General features: G+C 71.2%; 14 protein-coding genes and 2 pseudogenes. 8 read left to right on the top strand and 8 right to left on the bottom strand.

The annotated features are described in order from the left end of the window. The first annotated feature begins 67 nt into the window (after positions 1–67). Positions 68–1369, top strand: coding sequence for an amidohydrolase (locus ACIOGX_RS27245; protein ID WP_401917065.1), 1302 nt, complete (start codon positions 68–70; stop codon positions 1367–1369). 70 nt (positions 1370–1439) lie between these two features. Here ACIOGX_RS27245 and ACIOGX_RS27240 read toward each other — a convergent pair. Next, positions 1440–1862: pseudogene (locus ACIOGX_RS27240) on the bottom strand (FadR/GntR family transcriptional regulator); the annotation flags it as partial. Between ACIOGX_RS27240 and ACIOGX_RS27235 the strand changes: the two are divergent. Further along, positions 1782–2525: pseudogene (locus ACIOGX_RS27235) on the top strand (phosphogluconate dehydrogenase C-terminal domain-containing protein); the annotation flags it as partial. The pseudogenes ACIOGX_RS27240 and ACIOGX_RS27235 overlap by 81 nt on opposite strands. 82 nt (positions 2526–2607) lie before the next feature. On the opposite strand, the gene ACIOGX_RS27230 reads toward ACIOGX_RS27235, so the two are convergent. Both ACIOGX_RS27230 and ACIOGX_RS27225 read right to left on the bottom strand, forming a co-directional pair. Further along, a complete protein-coding gene (locus ACIOGX_RS27230; protein WP_356513431.1) occupies positions 2608–5580 on the bottom strand; it encodes an FAD-linked oxidase C-terminal domain-containing protein in 2973 nt (990 codons plus the stop codon). A 28-nt stretch (positions 5581–5608) separates the two neighbouring features. After that, a complete protein-coding gene (locus tag ACIOGX_RS27225) occupies positions 5609–6775 on the bottom strand; it encodes an aminotransferase class V-fold PLP-dependent enzyme (protein WP_356513433.1) in 1167 nt (388 codons plus the stop codon). A gap of 98 nt (positions 6776–6873) precedes the next feature. On the opposite strand from ACIOGX_RS27225, the gene ACIOGX_RS27220 reads away from it, so the two are divergent. Next, positions 6874–7659: an IclR family transcriptional regulator gene (locus ACIOGX_RS27220; protein ID WP_401917061.1), complete on the top strand. Its 786-nt coding sequence runs from the start codon at positions 6874–6876 to the stop codon at positions 7657–7659. Positions 7660–7751: 92 nt separating this feature from the next. Beyond that, positions 7752–9227, top strand: coding sequence for an SLC13 family permease (locus ACIOGX_RS27215; RefSeq protein WP_401917059.1), 1476 nt, complete (start codon positions 7752–7754; stop codon positions 9225–9227). A 51-nt stretch (positions 9228–9278) separates the two neighbouring features. On the opposite strand, the gene ACIOGX_RS27210 is transcribed toward ACIOGX_RS27215, so the two are convergent. Then, entirely contained in the window at positions 9279–9932 is a 654-nt protein-coding gene (locus ACIOGX_RS27210) for a class I SAM-dependent methyltransferase (protein ID WP_401917056.1), read from the bottom strand. Between the two features lie 196 nt (positions 9933–10128). Between ACIOGX_RS27210 and ACIOGX_RS27205 the strand changes: the two genes are divergently transcribed. Then, positions 10129–10368 carry a hypothetical protein gene (locus ACIOGX_RS27205; protein WP_249953645.1) on the top strand — a complete coding sequence of 80 codons (240 nt, stop codon included), beginning with the start codon at positions 10129–10131 and terminating at the stop codon, positions 10366–10368. After that, positions 10368–10745, top strand: coding sequence for a toxin Doc (locus tag ACIOGX_RS27200; protein ID WP_129766448.1), 378 nt, complete (start codon positions 10368–10370; stop codon positions 10743–10745). Before ACIOGX_RS27205 ends, ACIOGX_RS27200 begins: the two co-directional genes overlap by 1 nt. A 31-nt stretch (positions 10746–10776) precedes the next feature. Here the strand turns inward: ACIOGX_RS27200 and ACIOGX_RS27195 are convergent, their stop codons facing one another. Further along, positions 10777–11436, bottom strand: coding sequence for a TetR family transcriptional regulator (locus tag ACIOGX_RS27195; RefSeq protein WP_356513442.1), 660 nt, complete (start codon positions 11434–11436; stop codon positions 10777–10779). A 196-nt stretch (positions 11437–11632) separates the two neighbouring features. Between ACIOGX_RS27195 and ACIOGX_RS27190 the strand changes: the two genes are divergently transcribed. Both ACIOGX_RS27190 and ACIOGX_RS27185 read left to right on the top strand, forming a co-directional pair. Then, positions 11633–12832 (top strand): cytochrome P450, encoded by a 1200-nt coding sequence (locus ACIOGX_RS27190; protein ID WP_356513444.1) that lies wholly within the window; start codon positions 11633–11635, stop codon positions 12830–12832. Between the two features lie 39 nt (positions 12833–12871). Then, on the top strand, positions 12872–13051 hold the full coding sequence (locus ACIOGX_RS27185; protein ID WP_356513446.1) for a 4Fe-4S domain-containing protein: 180 nt from the start codon (positions 12872–12874) through the stop codon (positions 13049–13051). A gap of 251 nt (positions 13052–13302) precedes the next feature. Here the strand turns inward: ACIOGX_RS27185 and ACIOGX_RS27180 are convergent, their stop codons facing one another. The 3 genes from ACIOGX_RS27180 to ACIOGX_RS27170 all read right to left on the bottom strand — a co-directional run bounded on the left by ACIOGX_RS27180 (position 13303) and on the right by ACIOGX_RS27170 (position 18982). Further along, a complete protein-coding gene (locus ACIOGX_RS27180; RefSeq protein WP_401917051.1) occupies positions 13303–14838 on the bottom strand; it encodes a helix-turn-helix domain-containing protein in 1536 nt (511 codons plus the stop codon). Positions 14839–14881: 43 nt separating this feature from the next. After that, positions 14882–15484, bottom strand: a complete 603-nt coding sequence (locus ACIOGX_RS27175) for a TetR/AcrR family transcriptional regulator (protein ID WP_383972971.1) — start codon at positions 15482–15484, stop codon at positions 14882–14884. Positions 15485–15748: 264 nt separating this feature from the next. Continuing rightward, complete coding sequence (locus ACIOGX_RS27170; RefSeq protein WP_401917048.1) at positions 15749–18982, bottom strand: alpha-L-rhamnosidase; 3234 nt, start codon at positions 18980–18982, stop codon at positions 15749–15751. Positions 18983–19201: the final 219 nt, after the last annotated feature.

Raw genomic sequence — 19201 nt, 5'->3', positions numbered from 1 at the left:
CGGCGGGTCTTCCACTGACCGATCGTGTCAGCGGTCTGTAGGTCACCCGCCGTGCCGGTGCCGCACGATGGGCCGGGTGAACCACGTACCCGTCGCGTACCCCGGCGAGAAGACCCCCGTCCTGGACGGGGTGCGGGGGATTCTCCGTCCGGCGGTCGCCTTCTATCTGGACCTGCACCGCCATCCCGAACTCTCCGGCGAGGAACGGCGCACGGCCGCCCGGCTGGGGGAGTGGCTGACGGAAGCGGGCTACGAGGTGACGGGAGAGGTCGGCGGTCACGGCGTCGTCGGTGTCCTGCGCAACGGGGACGGACCGCGCGTGCTGATCCGCGCCGAACTGGACGCGCTGCCGGTCGCGGAGCGGACCGGGCTGCCGTACGCGAGCGAGGGCCCGGCCATGCACGCCTGCGGCCACGATCTGCATCTGGCCGCGGCGGCGGGCGCGGCGTCGCTGCTGGCCCGCGCCAGGGACCGGTGGCGCGGGACGGTGGTGATCGTCGGCCAGCCCGCGGAGGAGACCCTCGCGGGGGCGCGGGCCATGCTGGCGGACGGGCTGTACGAACGCTTCGGCCGGCCCGATGCGGTCCTCGCCCAGCACTCCGCCCCGCTGCCCGGCGGCATGGTCGCCCATGGGTACGGTCCGATGCTCGCCGGAAGCGTCGGCTTCGAGGCCGTCGTCCACGGCCGGGCCGGCCATGCGGGCACCCCGCAGCTGGCGGTGGATCCGGTGGTCACCGCGGCGGCGGCGGTCCTGCGGCTCCAGAGCGTGGTGTCGCGCGAGTGCGCCCCCACCGAACCCGCCGTGCTGAACGTCGGTTCCTTCCACTCCGGATCCGGCGGCAACCTCATCCCCGACCGGGCGACGCTCGGCATCACCGTCCGCGCCATGTCGGAGCACGCGCTCGACCGGATGGCGGCCTCGGTGGAACGGATCGTCCGGGCGGAGTGCGCCGCGTCCGGCTGCCCCCGCGACCCGGAGATCACGGTCGTCTCCCGCTCCCCGGTGACCCATCCCGATCCTGCGGCCACGGAGCTCGTACGCGATGCCCATCTGCGGCTCTACGGCCCCGAGCGGGTGGCCCTCTGGCCGCCGGCCATGGCGAGCGAGGACTTCCCGCTGTACGGGGACGCGGGGGTGTCCGTGCACGGAATGCCGGGCATCCCGCTCGCCTACTGGATGTTCGGCACGGTGGGCCCGCGGACCTGGGCGCGGACACCCGGTTCGGCCGAGGAGAAGCTCGCGGCCCTGCCGCCCAACCACTCACCGGAGTTCGCGCCGGACGTCCGTACCGCGCTGCCCGCCGGGATCACCGCGATGACATCGGCGGCGCTGTGCTGGCTGAAGGGCGGGGCCGGCCCCGGGGAGTGAGCCGCCGGGACGCTCCGGGAACGCGGCGGGACCGGGTAACCGGCTTTCAGCGAGGGCAGGTTGGCGGCGGTCAGCCGGCCGGCTGCTCGTCCGCGCCGATGGACTCCCTCAGGCGCGCGTTGGCCATGCGCATGTGCTCCGCCATCGCCTCGTTCGCCGCGTCCGGGTCATGGGCGCGGATCGCGTCCAGCACGGCGTCGTGCTCGCAGAGCGTGCCGCTGACGGTCCCCTCCAGATCGCTGACCCGCTCCATCCACACCTGGAGCAGCGCGCGGATGCTGTGCAGGATGTCGCTGAGCACCGAGTTGCGCGCGATGTTCGCCGTCTCCAGATGGAAGGCGATATCGGCGTCGATGAACGCCGGGCTGTCCGCTGGGCGAGGGACTGCTCGACTACGCCCATATGACCGCGACCGTGGGGCCAGGAGCTGATCCGCGGCCTCGGCCGCGAACTGACCGACTCCGCCGAGGCGGCGGCGCGGGCGGACGTGGTCATCCTGGCCGTGCCGGACGTCGTACTGGGCGTCGTCTCCGAGCAGCTGGTGCCGGAGATGAAGCCCGGCTCCGTGCTGCTCACGCTCGACCCGGCCGCGGCCTACGCGGGTCTCCTGACCCGCCGCGACGACGTGCACAACGCCGTCGCCCACCCCTGCCACCCCTCCGTCTTCCTGGAACGCACCACCAAGGAGGAGTACGCGGACACCTTCGGCGGCATCGCCGCGCCGCAGGAGGTCGTCGCTTCCTTCGAGGGCCCCGACCCGTCCGTCCAGGAGCTGGCCGAGTCCGTGATCCGCACCATGTACGCGCCGGTCGTGGACGTGCACTGGGTGACGGTCAAGCAGCTCGCCGTCCTGGAACCGACCCTGGTCGAGACCATCGCCTGCATGGTCGGCGCGCTGCTCACCGAGGCGCTGCACGAGACCGTCCACACCGTCGGTGTGCCCGAGAAGGCCGCCCGCGCGATGCTCCTCGGCCACACCCAGGTGGCGCTGGCCAACACCCTCAAGGGCGACAACCCGTTCTCCGACGCCTGTCTGATCGCCATGGACTACGGCCGTGAGTCGATCGTCAAGGACGACTGGAAGAAGGTCTTCGAGGACGACGAGCTGGACAAGGTCATCACGCGCATGCTGCGGATCAAGGAGATCAGGCGCTGACCGCGCCCGTCACCGGTCGCCCGGTCCCGCGGCCTCCCCGGTGCGCGCCGGGGAGGCCGTCGGTGCGTACCGTCCTCCGGGTTCAGCGCCCGGAGGACGAGGACGGACCGGGGAGTTCCACCGCCTCCCGCAGCAGCTGGACGGGGTGCCACGCGTCGCGGCGCGTGCCGTGGAAGATCTGCTGACGGCAGGAGACCCCGGTCGCCACCACCACGGTCTCCGGCGGCTCCGCCTCGACAGCGGGGAAGAGCCGGTCCTGACCGACGGTCATGGACACCTCGTAGTGCTCGGACTCGAAGCCGAAGGACCCGGCCATCCCGCAGCAGCCGGCGTCCAGTTCGGACACCTGTACCCCCGGGATACGGTTGAGCAGACTCATCGTCGCGGCGGTGCCGACCTCCGCCTTCTGGTGGCAGTGCCCGTGGTAGAGCAGTCGGCGTCCGGCGAGCCAGGAGTCCTCGCGCAGCCGGAGCCGGCCGTCGTCGACCGCCTCGACCAGCAGCTCCTCCACTTGGCGCACCCGCCCCGAGATGTCCTTGACGGCCGAGTCGTTCGGCAGCAGCGCCTTGTGCTCGTCGCGCAGCGTCATCAGACAGGACGGTTCGCAGCCCACGATCGGTGAGCCGGGCTCCGTCGTCTCGGTGAGCAGGTGGGCGAGTGCGAACGCCTTGTCCTTGGCGTCGTCGACCAGCCCCTTGGAGAGACTGGACCGGCCGCAGCAGCCCCGGCTCTCCAGCCGGACCTGCCAGCCCGCCAGCTCCAGCAGCTCGATCGCGGAGCGGCCGATGTCCGGCTCGGTGTAGGTGGTGAAGGAGTCGGCGAGGAACGTGAGTGTTCCCTGCGTGGCCGCCGGACGGGCCGACGCCCCGGCGCCGCGCGCGTGCTTACGGAACCAGCTCACCAGATTGCGCCGTACGAACACCGGCAACGGGCGCTCCGAGGCGATGCCCAGCCAGCGGTCGAGCAGCCGCCGCAGCGGACGCAGCCGTCCCGGCAGATTGGACAGCGGCGCCGCCACGGAACCGAGCCGGTTCAGCAGCCGGATCGAGCCGAAGATCCGCGACCGCAGCGGCACCCCGTGCAGATCGTGATGGTGCGACAGCGACTCGGCCTTGAGGGTGGCCATGTCGACACCGAGCGGGCACTCGCTCTTGCACGCCTTGCACATGAGGCACAGATCGAGGATCTCGTGCAGCCGCTCGTCCCCGAGCGCCGTGCGGGGATCGGGTTCGGAGAGCGCTTTGACGAGGGCGTTGGCCCGGCCGCGGGTGGAGTCCTCCTCGTTGCGGGTGGCCATGTACGAGGGGCACATGGCGCCGGAACCGCTCTTGCGGCACAGCCCGATGTTCATGCACCGGTCCGCGGCGCCGCGCATCCCGCCCACCACCTCGAAGGAGAGGCGGGTCCGCAGCGGCTCCGCGGGAGGCAGCGCCCGGTCACGGAGGTTGTCCGTCATCGAGGGCGCGTCCACGATCTTGCCCGGATTCATCCGGTTGTCCGGGTCGAAGACCTGCTTGACCTGGCGCATCGCCTCGTACAGCCGCTCGCCGAAGATCTCCCGGTTGAACTCGCTCCTGGCCAGACCGTCGCCGTGCTCACTGGAGTTGACGCCGCCGTACTCCGTGACCAGGTCCTTGATCTCCACCGCCACCGCGCGCATGGTGTCGACCTGTCCCGGATCGGTCAGGTCCACGAACGGCCGGATGTGCAGACAGCCGACCGAGCAGTGGCCGTAGAAGCCGGCCTCCAGCCCGTGCCGGTCCAGCACCTCCTTGAAACGCTTGGTGTACTGGGGGAGATGGACCGGATCGACGGCCGTGTCCTCCACGAAGGCCAGCGGCCGGCGAGTGCCCTCGCCCGCCGCCATCAGCAGACCGAGGCTGGATTTGCGGACCTTCAGCAGAGAGGTCTGCTGGTCCGGGGTGATGGCCTGGAGGGTGTGATAGCCGTGGCCGTGCCGGGCCCAGAGCGTGGTCAGCCGCTCCATGCCGGCGAGCAGTTCGCGCGTGTCGTCCCCGGTGAAGCTGACGAAGAGCAGCGCGTCGGGGTCACCTTCGAGGATGGTGCTCAACGAGGCGTACTCGATCTTCTGCCGGGACAGGTCCAGGATCGTACGGTCCATCAGCTCCACCGCGGCCGGGTCGCAGGCCAGGGCGTCCTCGGTGGCCTCGATGGCGGCGGCCGTGCTGGTGAAGTGGCCGACGGCGATCATGGTGTGGCGCGGTTTGGGCACGAGATCGACCAGCGCCTCCGTGGCGATGACGAGCGTGCCTTCCGAGCCGACGACGAACTTCGCCAGGTCGAACGGGGTGTCCGGGCGCGCCATCCGGTCCAGCCGGTACCCGCACGCCCGGCGCCAGAACTCCGGGAATCCCTCGGCGATGGCCTCGGAGTTGGCGCGGACGATCTGCGGCAGCCTCTTGTAGAGGCTGCCCTCCAGCGTCGGTTGCGCGGCCCGGCGCGCGCGCTCCACCTCGTCGACCGGCGCCAGCAGCGCCCGGCTCGCGTCGGAGAGGACGACGTCGAGCTCCCGGACATGATCGATGGTCATGCCGTAGCGCAGCGAGCCGCTGCCCGCCGAGTTATTGCCGATCATCCCCCCGACCGTGGCCCGGTTGCTGGTGGAGGTGTCGGGGCCGAACATCAGCCCCAGCGGCGCCGCCGCTCTGTTCAGCTGGTCCTGGACGACCCCGGTCTGGACGAGCGCCGTGCGGCGGCCGTCGTCGATCTCCAGGATGCGGTTCATGTACCGCGACAGGTCCAGGACGAGACCCGGGCCCACGGTCTGGCCGGCCAGACTGGTGCCGGCTCCGCGCGGCACCAGCGGGATGCCGTACTCCGCGGCCGCCGCCACCGCCGCCCGTACATCGTCGGCGTGGCGCGGGAAGACCACACCCACCGGGGTGATCGCGTACATGCTCGCGTCCCGCGAGAACAGATGCCGGGTGTAGTCGTCGAACCCCACATCACCGTCGAGCTCCCGCCGCAGACGGTGTGCCAGATCCTCTGCCGCCGCACCGCCGATCGCGGGGGCGTCCGAGCTGATCGTTGTCATGTTCACTCGCTCCATAGGGTTCGGACCGTCACCGGGAACGCAGCACGTCGAGGGCGTCCCCCAGCCCGCGCCGGTCGATGGGCACGCCGACGAGTTCGAGTCCCATCTGCACCCCGGCGAGCGTCCCGGCCAGGGTGAGGTCGTTGAAGTGACCCAGGTGCCCGATCCGGAAGACCCGGCCGCTGAGCTTGCCGAGACCCGCGCCGAGGGACATGTCGAACCGGTCGAGGATGACCTCGCGCACCGTGTCGGCGTCGTGGCCCGCGGGCATCAGCACCGCCGTCAGTGAACCCGAGTGCTCGCGTTCGTCGGCGCAGAGCACCTCGAGTCCCCAGCCCCGGACGGCGGCGCGGGTCGCCGCGGCGTGCCGGGCATGCCGGGCGTAGACCGCGTCCAGCCCCTCGTCGTCGAGCATGCGAAGGGCCTCCTCCAGGGCGTAGAGGAGGTTCGTCGCCGGGGTGTACGGGAAGAAGCCGCGCCGGTTGCCCTCGATGACGGGCTGCCAGTCCCAGAAGGACTTGGTCAGCCGCGCGGTGCGCGAGGCGGCGAGCGCCTTGGGGCTGACGGCGTTGAAGCTGAGGCCCGGGGGCAGCATGAGCCCCTTCTGCGATCCCGCCACGGTGACATCGACGCCCCATTCGTCGTGGCGGTAGTCGATCGAGCCGAGGGAGGAGATCGTGTCGACGAGCAGCAGCGCCGGATGCCCCGAGGCGTCGATCGCCCGCCGGATCTCGGCGATCCGGCTGGTCACGCCGGTCGAGGTCTCGTTGTGGACGACACAGACCGCCTTGATCCTGTGCGTGAGGTCGGCCGCCAGCCGCTGGGCCACGACCTCGGGGTCGGTGCCGTGGCGCCAGTCGCCGGGCACGAAATCCACCTCGAGGCCGAGGCTCAGGGCCATGTCCCGCCACAGCGTGGCGAAGTGGCCGGTCTCGAAACAGAGCACCCGGTCGCCCGGACTCAGGGTGTTGACCAGGGCGGCTTCCCAGGCGCCGGTTCCGGAGGCGGGATAGATCACCACCGGACCCGCGGTGCCGAACACCGGCTTGATCGCATCGAGCAGACGCAGGGTCAGGGCGGCGAACTCGGGGCCGCGGTGGTCGATCGTGGGCGCCGACATGGCGCGGAGCACCTGGTCGGGGACGTTCGTCGGGCCCGGGATCTGGAGGAAGTGGCGGCCGGTACGGGAGGTCATGCGAACGGCTCCCTTCAAGGGTTGTGCCGTATGGCGGCACGGCGTATCGTGTGATGGCACGGCGGAGCATAGGGTTCGGTTGTGGAGGGAGTCAATGGATGCAGAACGTCCTCAACGCGCTCAGGGCGCTGGAGGAGGTGGCCGCGCGTCAGCCGGTCGGGGTCGCGGACCTGGCGCGGGCCATGGAACTTCCGAAGAGTTCCGTCCAGCGCGCGCTGGTCACGCTGCACACCGCGGGGTGGATCCGCCCGGCGGGCGGCGCCCCCACCCGGTGGGTGGTCACCACCAAGGCGCTGCACGTCGGCCGGCATGCCACCGGCGAACTGGGGCTGCGTGATGTCGCCGTGCCGGTGATGGAGGACCTGCGCCGCCGTACCGACGAGACGGTCCATCTGGCGGTGCCCGAGGGCGGCAAGGTCGTGCTCATCGAGCGGCTGGAGACGGCCCAGCCGGTGCGCATCATCCTGCCGTTGGGCCAGAATCTGCCGCTGCACGCCTCGGCCAACGGCAAGGCCGTACTGGCGGCGAGCCCCGCCGAGATCATCGACCGGCAGCTCGCCGAAGGGCTGTCCGGCTTCACCGCCACCACGATCACCGATCCCGGGCGGCTGCTCGCCGAGCTGGCCGAGATCCGGGAGCGCGGATACGCGACGAACGGCGGCGAATGGCGCACGGATGTCTCGGCGGTCGCGGCGGCCGTCCTCGGCGGCTCGGGGCAGCCGGTCGCGAGCATCAGTGTCAATGTCCCGACCAGCCGTCTGACCAGCGAAGACCAGGCCGCCTACGGCCTCTTGGTGCGGGAGGCCGCGGCGGCGGTGGGTGCCGCTCTGGGGGGCGTGCGTACGCCGACGGGAGGTGACGGTGCGTCAGGACACAACTCTTGACGCCTTCTGACGCCACTCCCATACTTCCGACTGCGGAAATTAGATTCCGTATTGCGGAAATATTGGAGTCGGACTGAAGGCGAGGAAGCCTTGTGTCAGATCACGTCATCTCCATCATCGGTCTCGTACTGATATTCACGGTCGCCACCGTTTTCTCGGTGCACATGGGCGCACTGGCCATCGTGGTCGCGTTTGTGGTGGGAACGGTGTTCGTGCACGAATCCGCCGACGACATCTTCGCGGGATTCCCCGGGGATCTGTTCGTGGTGCTGGTCGGTGTGACCTTCCTCTTCGCGATCGCGAAGAACAACGGAACGGTGAGCTGGCTCGTCCACGGGTCCATGAGAGTGGTGCGTGGCCGGATCGCGCTCATCCCGTGGATCATGTTCCTGGTCACCGCCGTGCTGACGGCCGTCGGCGCGGTGGTCCCGGCGGCCGTCGCGCTCGTCGCTCCGATCGGCCTGGGATTCGCGAAGCGCTACCGGATCAATCCGCTGCTGATGGGCCTGCTCATCATCAACGGCGCCAGCGCCGGAGGCTTCTCACCCATCAGTGTGTTCGGCAGCATCACCAACGGAGTCATGTCACGGAACAACCTGCCAGGGAATCCGGCGCTGTTGTTCCTCTGCTCCTTCCTCTTCAACGTCGTCCTCAGCCTCTTCGTGTTCTTCCTGTTCGGCGGTCGCGCGCTGCTCGGGCGGCGGGAGGCGGCGGCGGGCCCGGGGGCTCCGGCCGGGGAGCCACGGGCCGGTGACAGCCCGGGTGGCGCGGCCGGCGAGGGCGGTGGTGGCCGGACGGTCACCGCGGCTCTGTCCTCCGCGTCCCCCGGGTCCTCCGCGCCCTCCGGGTCCTCTTCATCTCCCGGGTCCTCCGCGTCCTTCGCGTCGGCCACGGCCACGGTGACGGCCCCGGCGGGCGGTGGGACGGCCGTCGCGGTCGCCGGCGAACCCGTCGAGGAACCGCCGCTCACCCTCGACCGCGCCCGTGTGCTCACCCTCCTCGGTCTGCTCAGCCTGGTCGTCGGATCCCTCTTCTTCGACCTCAATGTCGGGCTGATGGCCCTCACCGTGACGGTCGTTCTCTCCCTCGTGTCACCGGAGTCGGCGAAGGGGGCGGTGGACAAGTGCGCGTGGTCGACGGTCCTGCTCGTCTGCGGCATCGTCACGTTCGTCGGGCTGATGGAGCGGATCGGCACCATCGACTATCTCGGCGAGGGCGTCGCCTCGGTCCGTACCCCGCTGCTGGGAGCCCTGCTCATCTGTCTCATCGGCGCCGTCGTTTCCGCCTTCGCCTCCACCACGGGCATCCTGGGCGCGCTGATCCCGCTGGCGGTCCCCTTCCTGCTGGGCGGTGAGGTCGGCGCGGTCGGGCTGATCGTCGCCCTGGCCATCTCGGCGTCGGTGGTGGACTCCTCGCCGTTCTCGACCAGTGGCGCCCTGGTGGTCGCCAACTCGCCCGAGGCGCGGCGGGACACGGTCTTCCGCGGTCTCATGGTGTGGGGCCTCGCGATGGCCGTGGCGGTGCCCGCCGTGACCTGGGGAGTGTTCGTCGTCCCCGGCTGGTTCTGAGCGCGGCGGGCGCCGACGGACACGGACGGCACCCCGCCTCGTCCGGCTCCGTCACGCGCCGGTGCCGGTCAGCCGCCTGACCCGCAGCAGGTTGTCGGTCACCGTGCCGGGCCGGCCGTCGGGGGCGGTCAGGAACCGTTCCAGCGTCTCCTGGCGTTCGACCCGCCACTGCCCGTCCGGGAGGGCGAGCGCGTCGAGGGCCTCCTCGTTCGTGGGGAAGCGGGCGTCGTGCGTGTCGTCGTCCGCCCAGGAGGGCCGCCCGGCGTGTCCGACCACGAGCAGGGTCCCGCCGGGAGCCACGGCGGAGGCGGCCGACCGCAGGATCCGGTCACGGGGGATCTCCAGCGGGGAGTGCAGGAACTGAGCCGAGACGAGGTCGAAGGTGCCGGTGGGGAGGGAGACCCCCAGATCGTGCCGCTGCCAGTCGACGCGGTCGGCGACCCCGGCCGCCGCCGCGTGGCCGGCCGCGCGGTCGAGGGCCGTCGAGGACACGTCGACCGCGGTGACCCGCCAGCCGCCCAGCGCGAGCCAGATCGCGTCGGCTCCTTCGCCGCAGCCGAGGTCCAGGGCCGTCCCGGGCGCGAGCCCGGTGATCTCACGGACCAGGACCGGGTTCGCGTTGCCGCTCCATACGGCGTCCTTGGCCCGGTAGAAGTCCTCCCAGAACTGGTCCGCCGGTACGTCCTGGAGCTGTTCGTCGGTCATGGAAGCGCCTTCCGCTCGGCCGTCCGGCCCGTGGCCGGTGGTCGCTGATCGTCGAGCGGTATGGTCCACCGGCGGCACGAGAGGAGCAAGTAACGTTGCCGATCCGGCAAAGCGTGCCGGGCGGGCCCGGCCGTCGCGCCGGAGCCCCGCGCATACGCCGCTTCCCTGTTCGGTACCAGTTAGGTACCGTACGGGTATGCCGTCACTCAACATCAGCTTCACCGACGACGAGCTGGAGGCGGTCCGCGCGGCGGCCGCCGCCGAGGGCAAGTCGCTCAAGCAGTACGTCCATGATCTGCCCCTCCGCGAGCAGCAGCGTCTCCAGTTCGTCCGCTACGCCGTGAGCTGGGGCGAACAGCACCGGGGCGAGTTCGACGAGGCCTTCGCCAACGAGGTCCCACCGGCGCGGCACGACAGGCGGGCGGAAGCCGCCTGATGCCGGTGCTGTACATCGACGTGGCCTGGCTCCTGGACGTACAGGAACAGGCCGTCCCGGAAGATGTCTCGGTGGCCGACTACTCGGCGCTGGTCGCCGCCGTCGCCCGCCACAAGACCCGCATCCCGCGCCCGGCGACCAGCGAACCCGATGTGGCCTGGCGCGCTGCGGCGCTCATGCACACCCTGGTGTGCCTGGAGCCACTGCCGTACCGGAACAGCCTGTACGCCTGCCAGGTCACCGCCGCGTACATGCACGCGTCCGGTGAGGGGATCGATCCGCCGTACGGCGCCCTCGTCGAACTCGTACGGGCCATACAGTCCGGCAAGGCCAGCGTCTACCAGGCGGCGGACCAGATCCGCGGCTGGCGCATCTGACGCACGCGACGCCGCGCACGGAGATCCCCGCTCAGGTTTCCTGCGGCAGCCGCCCGGACGCCGGAGCGGCGACCTGCGTGGGGATCGGAGGCGCTGCGGGCGCTGACCGGGATGATGCCGGGGCGCGGTCGACGCGTTCCAGCAGTGTGCTCACCGCGCCCAGCACCAGCGTGCTCACCTCCGTGGCGTCCGCCGTCGACAGTGGCTCCTTGGGCGCCACCACCCGCATCAGACCGATGCCCAGCAGCCAGGCCAGTACGAGATCCGCGCGCAGCGCCGCGTCCGGTCCGGAGGTCAGCGTGCGCAGCACCCGCGCGTACTCCTCGCCCAGCTGCTCGCGCACCGCGGAGACCGCCCCGCCGCTGCCCCCCGACCGCAGGAACGCCTCCAGAGACCGGTCCCGGTCGGCGGCGGGCGCCAGGAGATCGCGCAGCACCGCGGAGAGCAGGTGTTCCGCGGGCGTGGTGGCCAGGCGCTCCCGCCCCACCCCCGCCATGACCTCCTCGAAGAGCGCCTCCTTCGAGCCGAAGTAGCGGAAGACCAGCGCCTGGTTCGCCTCGGCCAGGCCGGCGATGTCCCGCACCGTGGTGCTGTCGAAACCACGTTCGGCGAAAAGCGTGGTGGCGGCGTCGAGCAGTGCCTGTCTCGTCTCCGCGGCGTTGCGCCGTCGCTCGGGCCCCTGGTGGGCCATGTCGCACCTCCCGTACTCCGTGCACCGGACACGGTAATGCCGTGACGGGCCGAATCCAGTGGCCGCGAGGCGCCGTTGACGGAACCGGACGACCCTCTTACCGTTTGTAATCGAGCGCTTACATCCTGCGGCTCGCGTACGCGCCGACCCGTGCGCGGAACGAGCCGCGTCACTGACTCGCGATCGGGGCACCTCGATGACCGACGTACAGAACGCACCGGCCGGACCCGTCAGCTACCCCTTCAACCGGACCGACGGCATCGGGCTGTCCGAGGCGTACGCACGCGCCCGTGACCTGCCCGGACTGCTGAAGGTCCAGCTGCCGTACGGGGAACCGGCCTGGCTGGCCACCCGCTACGCCGACGCCCGGCTCGTCCTGGGCGACCGCCGCTTCAGCCGCGCGGAGGAGGAGCGGCACGACGGTCCCCGCCAGTGGCCGGAGCAGCGCGCCGGCGGCATCCTCCGGATGGACCCGCCGGACCACACCCGGCTGCGCACCCTGGTGGCCAAGGCGTTCACCGTCCACCGTGTCGAGAAGATGCGGCCCGACATCAGCAGGCTCGCCGACGAACTCGTGGACGGTCTGATCGCCGTGGGCCCGCCCGTGGATCTCGTCGAGGACTTCGCGCTGCCGATCCCCGTCGCCGTGATCTGCCAGCTGCTCGGCGTACCGGTGGAGGACCGCCCGCGGTTCCGCGAGTGGAGCGACGCCGCGCTGTCCACCAGCGGACTGACCGCCGAGGAGTTCGCCACCAAGGACAAGGAGCTGCGCGCGTACATGGCCGGACTGATCGCCCGGCACCGGGAGGAACCCACCGACGATCTCATGTCCGCGCTGATCCAGGCGCGCGATGTCGACGACCGGCTCTCCGAGCCGGAGCTCGTCGACATGTGCGTCGGCATTCTGATCGCCGGACACGAGACGACGGCGACACAGATCCCGAACTTCGTCTACGCGCTCCTCGAACACCCGGAGCAGCTCAGGCGGTTGAGCGAGGAGCCCGCGCTGATCCCGGGCGCCGTCGAGGAGTTACTGCGCTTCGTACCACTCGGCGCGGGCGCCGCGTTCCCCCGCTACGCCACCGAGGACATCGAGGTCGGCGGCACGCTCGTACGCGCCGGGGAGCCGGTACTGGTCGCGGTGGGCGCGGCCAACCGGGACGCGCTCAGGTTCAGTTCACCGGGCGTACTGGACATCGAGCGGGAGGGCGTTCAGCACCTGGGCTTCGGCCACGGTGTCCACCACTGCCTCGGCGCGCCGCTGGCCAGGGTGGAGCTTCAGGAGGCGCTGCGCGCGCTGCTGACCCGGTTGCCCGGTCTGCGGCTGGCGGGCGACATCGTGTGGAAGCAGCAGATGATCGTCCGTGGCCCGCGCACCATGCCGGTCGGGTGGTGACCGATGGCCTGGCAGCTCCACGTCGACGGAGAACGCTGTATGGGATCGGGCATGTGCGCGGGGATGGCGCCCGACCATTTCACCCTGGACGGCGACCGGGCCCGGCCCCTCGCCGCCGGCGTCGAACCCCACGAGGCCGTGCTGGACGCGGCCGATTCGTGCCCGGCGATGGCGATCACCGTCGTGGACGGAGGACGCGAGATCGCCCCGCGCCCCTGACGTGGCCTCCCGGCTCCCCGCGCCCCGGCCGTCACCGCGTCCCGTGACTCCGCACCCGCCGCGTCGCGGCCGCCCTGTCCCCCGATGCGGGGCGGCCGCGAACTCGACACCCGAATTAGACCGCCTCACCCGGACGGATGACAGGCCCGGCCACTGGTCACGGCGCCCGAACTCCATGGTGGACATGTGCACGATGCACGGGTCGGCGCGCGAGTGGTGCGTCGTGTGGGGTCAGGAGGGCGCTGTGCTGTTCACGGTGCACGGTCGGGGGCGAGCGGGATCTCGCCCAGCAGACCGAGGGCGTACACGAGATCGTGGACGCCGGAGCCGGTCGTCAGCAGATCCCGGTTGAGCAGCCGCTCCGCGGTGCGCAGATGGGCCGCGACCGTGGTGCGGCTGTTGCCGAGGCGCCGCGCGGTTCGCTGCGCGTCGGTGTTCGTCTCGATCCAGGTGCGCAGCGTGGTCCGCACCCGGTGATGGGCGGTGTCGTCCAGGGGTTCGAGGAAGCCCTCGGCCCACGCGGCGACGGTCTGGGTGTGGAACAGCGACTCCACCTCGGGGACGGCCGGACCACCGGCGACGGGCTCGGCGTCCTGATGGAGGGTGGTGATGGCGAGGGCCAGCGCGACGGTGGCGCGGGAGCGAACCTCCCGGAGGTCGACACCGAGCGCGTCCTCGGCGCGCTTGAGATGGGCGGTGACGGTGTTGCGGCTGATGCCCAGAAGACCCGCCACACCGGATCGCGGGAAGTGCATCGCCAGCCGGGTCGTCTCAAGGGTGACGCCGGGCAGCGAGCGGAGCGGCCGGAGAAAGGAACGGGCCCAGCCGACGGCCGCGTCGCGCGGCAGCAGCCGCTCCAGCGGCTCCAGGCCCCGGTAACCGGCCACTCTGCCAGGGGCGTTGCCCGCCACGGCCAGGGCGTGCCTGGCCTGTTCGTACGCCTCGGCGGTCGCACGGAGCGGATGCGCGCCGCTGATGCCCAGCGCGTAACGCGGACTCTCCCCGACCAGCTCGCGCAGCGCGGCGCCCAGACCAACCGGCGCGCCGGGACCGTGTCCCTCGCCGTCCCGCACTCCGCCGTCATCGGCGATCAGACAGATCAGATGCTCGTCGTAGACCGGGCAGCGGACCATCAGTCCCCGGCCGTGGTAACCCGAGGCGTCCTGGTGGGCCCGCGCGAGCCGGTCCCGTTCCTCCGGCGGGCAGCGCAGCAGATGGACCCGGATACGGTCGCAGTCCAGCAGCGCGGGTACGGCCCCGGTCGTCATCCGGCGCGCCAGCACCGGATCCCCGGCCATGAGCGCCATGAAGAGGGCCACGCGCAGCTGGTGTGCCTTCTCCTGGTACCCGTGGAGCGCCGTGTCGGCGGCGCGGGCGCGGTGCAGGATGCCGATGACGCTTCCGGTGTGCGAGGCGAGGGCCGCCGCCCTGCGGCTCAGCCCGGTCGGCCCGGCGAGCACCAGCACCTGCCGGGGTGACTCGGTCCCGACCGCCTCCAGCCGCAGGTGTACGGCACCGATCTCCGTGACGGCCGAGGCCATCCGGCCGGTGGCCAGCCGGGTGAGCATCGGCCCCAGCGAGCCGAGGACCTCCTCGGGGAAGCGCGGGGTGGACAGCTCCACCGCGCCCGCGCTGTCGATGAGCGCGATTTCCGTGTCCAGCTGGCGGTGGAGCCAGTCGACCACGCCCCGCACGCCCGCGTCCGGCCGCCATGCCGACTGCCCGACCACATGAAGGAATTCATCGAGCCGGCCATCGGGTGCCCGTCTCTCCGAGTCCCTCTCCATCAGGTCCTTCCCTCCGAACCGCGTCGGAAGATGGTTCACGGCGCTACGCGGCACGGACACGGTTCCGCAGGTCGGTGCGCGCGCCGGCGAGGATCTCGTCGGCGAGGGCGGGGTCGGTATCGGCGACGGCGCGTGACAGAAGCAGGGCGCCGGCCATCTCGCTGAACAGCGCGATGGCGCGCGCTCGTCGCTCGCCTTCGTCGGGTCCGGGTGCCCGGACGATCTCCGTGAAGCGGTCGAGATTGGCCGCCAGGCCCTTCGCGTAGCGCGCGCGGGAGGCCGGATCCAGCCGGCGGGCGTCGCCGACGAACCCCGTGTCCGGGCAGCCGTGTTCGATGTCCGCGCGGTGTTCGGGCGAGAGATACCAGTCGATCCGTTCCATGAGCGGGTCGCTGCCGCGATCCTCGGAGGCCGTGATGGCTTCGTCGAGGTCGCTGAAACCGTCCGCCATGGCCTTGGCGACGACCGCGTCGACGAGCGCGTCCTTCGAGGCGAAGTGGTTGTAGAAGCCGCCGCGCGTCAACCCGGCCGCGCCCATCAGCTCGACGAGGCCGACGGCATCGACACCGCGCTCACGGAACAAGCCATCCGCCGCGGCGATGATCGCTTCCCGGTTCTCCGCCGCCTTCTGCTTCGAAACGCCCACTGTCTTCCCCCAAGCCCAGCTTTTGGGAAGGACTGTAGCGGGCTGGGTGGGAGATCTCAATGTCGATCGTCATTGAGATGGCCGGCCGGTATCTCTGTCGCCGGCACCACGGGAATCGAGCTGTTCGCCGACGGCGGCGGAGCGCAGATCCGACGGATCGGCCGCCCGGCTCGGAGAGCCCACGCCCGGAGGGACCGGCGCCGTCGGCCCCGTGCGCGGTCCCTCCTCGTGCGCGGGCGCGCACGGCGCCCTCCGCCGGCTCACTCAGCCGGTGAAGTGGTGCCTTCCCGAACCGGCGGCGAACACGGCGCAGCCGTCCTCCCGTCGCAGGAACGTGGCGGTGGGATGCCGTACGTCCCTCCGGCCCTCACCGCCCGCCGTGCCGCTCTCCGGGATCCACACCTCGGCGGTGGTGTTGGCCGGGAGCGAGACGGTGAGCCGGAAGCCGTCGGAGTCCGTCTTCCACTCCGTGGTGACCGGGCCGTAGAGCGAGTCGTAGCGCCCCTCGGCCTCCGTCACCCCGCCACCGGGCCGCGGCCGGACGACGATCTCCCGGAACCCCGGACCAGCGGGGGCGATGCCGATGATGTTCGCGTACATCCATTCGCCCACCGAGCCGTACGCGTAGTGGTTGAAGGAGTTCATCCCGGCGTCCTGGAAGCTGCCGTCCGGCCTGATCGAGTCCCATCGCTCCCACATCGTCGTGGCGCCCTGGTCGATCTGGTAGCCCCAACTGGGGAACGTCCGCCGCAGCAGCAACCGGTAGGCCACGTCGTTGTGACCGGTGGCGGTGAGGACCGGCAGCAGTCGCGGAGTGCCGAGGAAGCCCGTCGACAGATGCCAGTCCTTGGCCCTGATGAGGTCGACGAGCCGGTCGGCGGCGGGTGCGCGGTCGGCGTCGGCCAGCAGGTCCATGGACAGGGCCAGGACGTACGCGGTCTGCGTATCGCCCTTCACCCGTCCGCCCGCGGAGACATACGCCGCGCGGAAGGCGTCGCGTACGGCGCGGAACAGCGCGGCATACGGCGCCGGGTCCTTGCCCAGGACCTCGGCGATCCGGGCGACGAGATCGGCGCTGTGCGCGAAGTAGGCCGTGCCGATGACGTCCTTGGGCGTCTCGTCCTGGATATTGAGCCAGTCGCCGAACCCGTCGGCGGGACGCAGATAGCCGCTGCTGTGCGCCTCCAGATAGTCGAGCCACTTCAGCATGGAGGCCCACGACTGCTCCAGGACCCGGACATCCCCGTACGCCTGGTACAGCGCCCAGGGGACGGTGACCCCGGCGTCGCCCCAGCCGGCCGCGCCACTGCCCACCCCGGCGATATCCGGGGCGACATGCGTGAGCGCGCCGTCGTCCTCCTGCGCGTCACGCAGATCCCACAGCCACTTGGTCAGGAAGCGCGCCGATTCCATGGTGTACGTGGCGGTGGGCGCGAAGACATTGATGTCGCCCGTCCAGCCGAGCCGTTCGTCGCGGGCGGGCGTGTCGGTGGGTATGGAGAGGAAGTTGCCGCGCTGGCCCCAGGTGATGTTGCTGTGCAGCTGGTTGAGCATCGGGACATTCGTTTTGAAGTCCATCGTGAACGGCGCCGAGGTGTGGATGACCCGCCCCACGACCGCGCCGGGCGACGGCTTCCCCGGATAGCCCGTCACCTCGACATAACGGAAGCCGTGGAAGGTGAAGCGCGGCTCGTAGGTCTCCTGGCCGCCGCCCTTGAGGGTGTAGGTGTCGGTGGCGCGGGCGGTGCGCAGATTGTCGGTGTAGAGCGTGCCGTCGGGGTTGAGCACCTCGGCGTGGCGCAGCTGTACGGTGGTGCCGGCGGCGCCGGAGACGGTCAGCCGCACCGCGCCCACCATGTTCTGGCCGAGATCGAAGACGAAGACGCCGGGCCGGGGCTCCGTCACCTTCTTCGCGGGCAGCTCACCCGCCACCCGTGAGGGGCCGTCCAACTCCGCCACGAGCGCGGCGGTGACGGTGTCGACGGCTTCGACGGCCGCCCAGCCGGTCGCGTCGAATCCGGCGCGCGTCCAGCCGTCGGTCTCCAGCCGGGCGTCGTACTCCTCGCCCGCCATCAGATCGGCGCCGGTGACGGGGCCGGTCGCGGCGCGCCAGTCGGTGCCCGACAGCACTCTCTCGGTCGTTCCGTCGGTGTAGGTGACCTCCAACTGGGCCAGCAGGGCGGGGCGTTCGCCGTACTGGTGCGGACCGAACCAGGCGATGTTCCCCGCGTACCAGCCGGCCGCGACCGTCGCCCCGAGTGCGTTGACACCGGGTCCGAGCAGCCGGGTCACGTCGTACGTCTGGTACTGGACGCGCTGGTGGTAGTCGGTCCAGCCGGGCGCGAGCCGGTCCTCGCCGATCCGCTCGCCGTTGAGATACGCCTCGTACAGCCCGAGGGCCGTGGAGTAGAGCCGGGCGCGCACGATCTTCGCCCCGCGCCGCAGCCGGAATTCGTGGCGCAGCTGGGCGGCGGGGGAGTAGGAGACCCGCGCCGCGCCCCAGGGGCCCGCCCCCCAGGCGGCGAGTGTCCTGGCGGCGGGCCACGCGGCGTCGTCGTACGCGGCGGTGAGCCAGTCGCCGGTGGGCTCCCGGTCGGTGGTCCGCCAGCTGCCGTCGGTGGCGAAGGCGGTGGTGCCGTCGGCCGTGGTCAGCTCCAGCAGGCCGAGCAGACCCGCGGGACCGACGGTCGCGTTGGTGGCGGAGACGGCGATCACCTGGGCGCCGGGCAGCAGATGGGCGGTCACATCGACGACGACGGGGCGTTTCCAGTTCTCGGCGGGGCCGTGGGCCTCGGCGTGTGCGACCCGGACGCCGTTCACATAGGCGGTGTAGCCGTCGTCGGCGGTCACGACCAGCCGGGCGCGGGTGACACCGGCCGGGATGTCGGCCCGTCCCCGGAACCAGCGGGTCGCCGCCGGGGCGCTGCTCGCCGGATCCCCCTCGGGGAACCAGATCCAGGAGGCGCCGTCCATCGCGGGAGCGCCGACGAGCGCGGCGGGAGCGGCGATCCAGCGCGCCGACCAGTCCGAGGCGTCGGTGAGTCCGGTCTCCCACCAGGACGGCGCGCTCCACCCCGACGCGCTGCCGTCGGCGTTCCACACCCGTACCGACCAGTGGTAGCGGGTACGTGATGTCAGCGCCGGACCCGCGTACGGGACCAGGACCGATTGCGCCGAGGTGATCCGCCCGCTGTCCCAGACGTCGGGCCTGGCGAGGCGTTCCGGAGTGGTGGCGACCCGTATCCGATACGCGCTCTGCCGTTGTTCCGGCCGGTCGGACACGACGGGCCAACTCAGCCTGGGACGCGGCGTGTCGAGCCCGAGCGGATGGCGCACGTACTCGACCGTCGGTTCGGTGACGCGCGCGCCCGCACCGGCTCCCGGCCCGGCGGCCGGAGCCAGGGACGGATCCGCACCGGCGGCCGGAACGGTCCCGGCGACGAGGGCTGTTCCCAGGGCGGTGGCGGACGTGCCGAGCAGTCGTCTTCTGCTGATCACAATGCGGCTCCGTTACGACTCGACGATGAATCGTTTCACTTTTGTGAAAGTAGGGAGACGTGTGAGACCTGTCAAGGGCTGTGTGACGACCTGCCGGCGACCCGGAGAAGGGCGCGTTCCGCCTATTGACGCCGTGCTTGGCGTTGCTCTAGCTTCCCTGGAGGGCTGGTTGAAACCTTTCATGTGCGTCTGTCACGCGATCTTGTGATGTCTCATTGC

The organism is Streptomyces sp. NPDC088147 (assembly GCF_044741565.1).
Taxonomy (GTDB): domain Bacteria; phylum Actinomycetota; class Actinomycetes; order Streptomycetales; family Streptomycetaceae; genus Streptomyces.
This window is presented reverse-complemented; position numbering and strand designations above follow the sequence as displayed.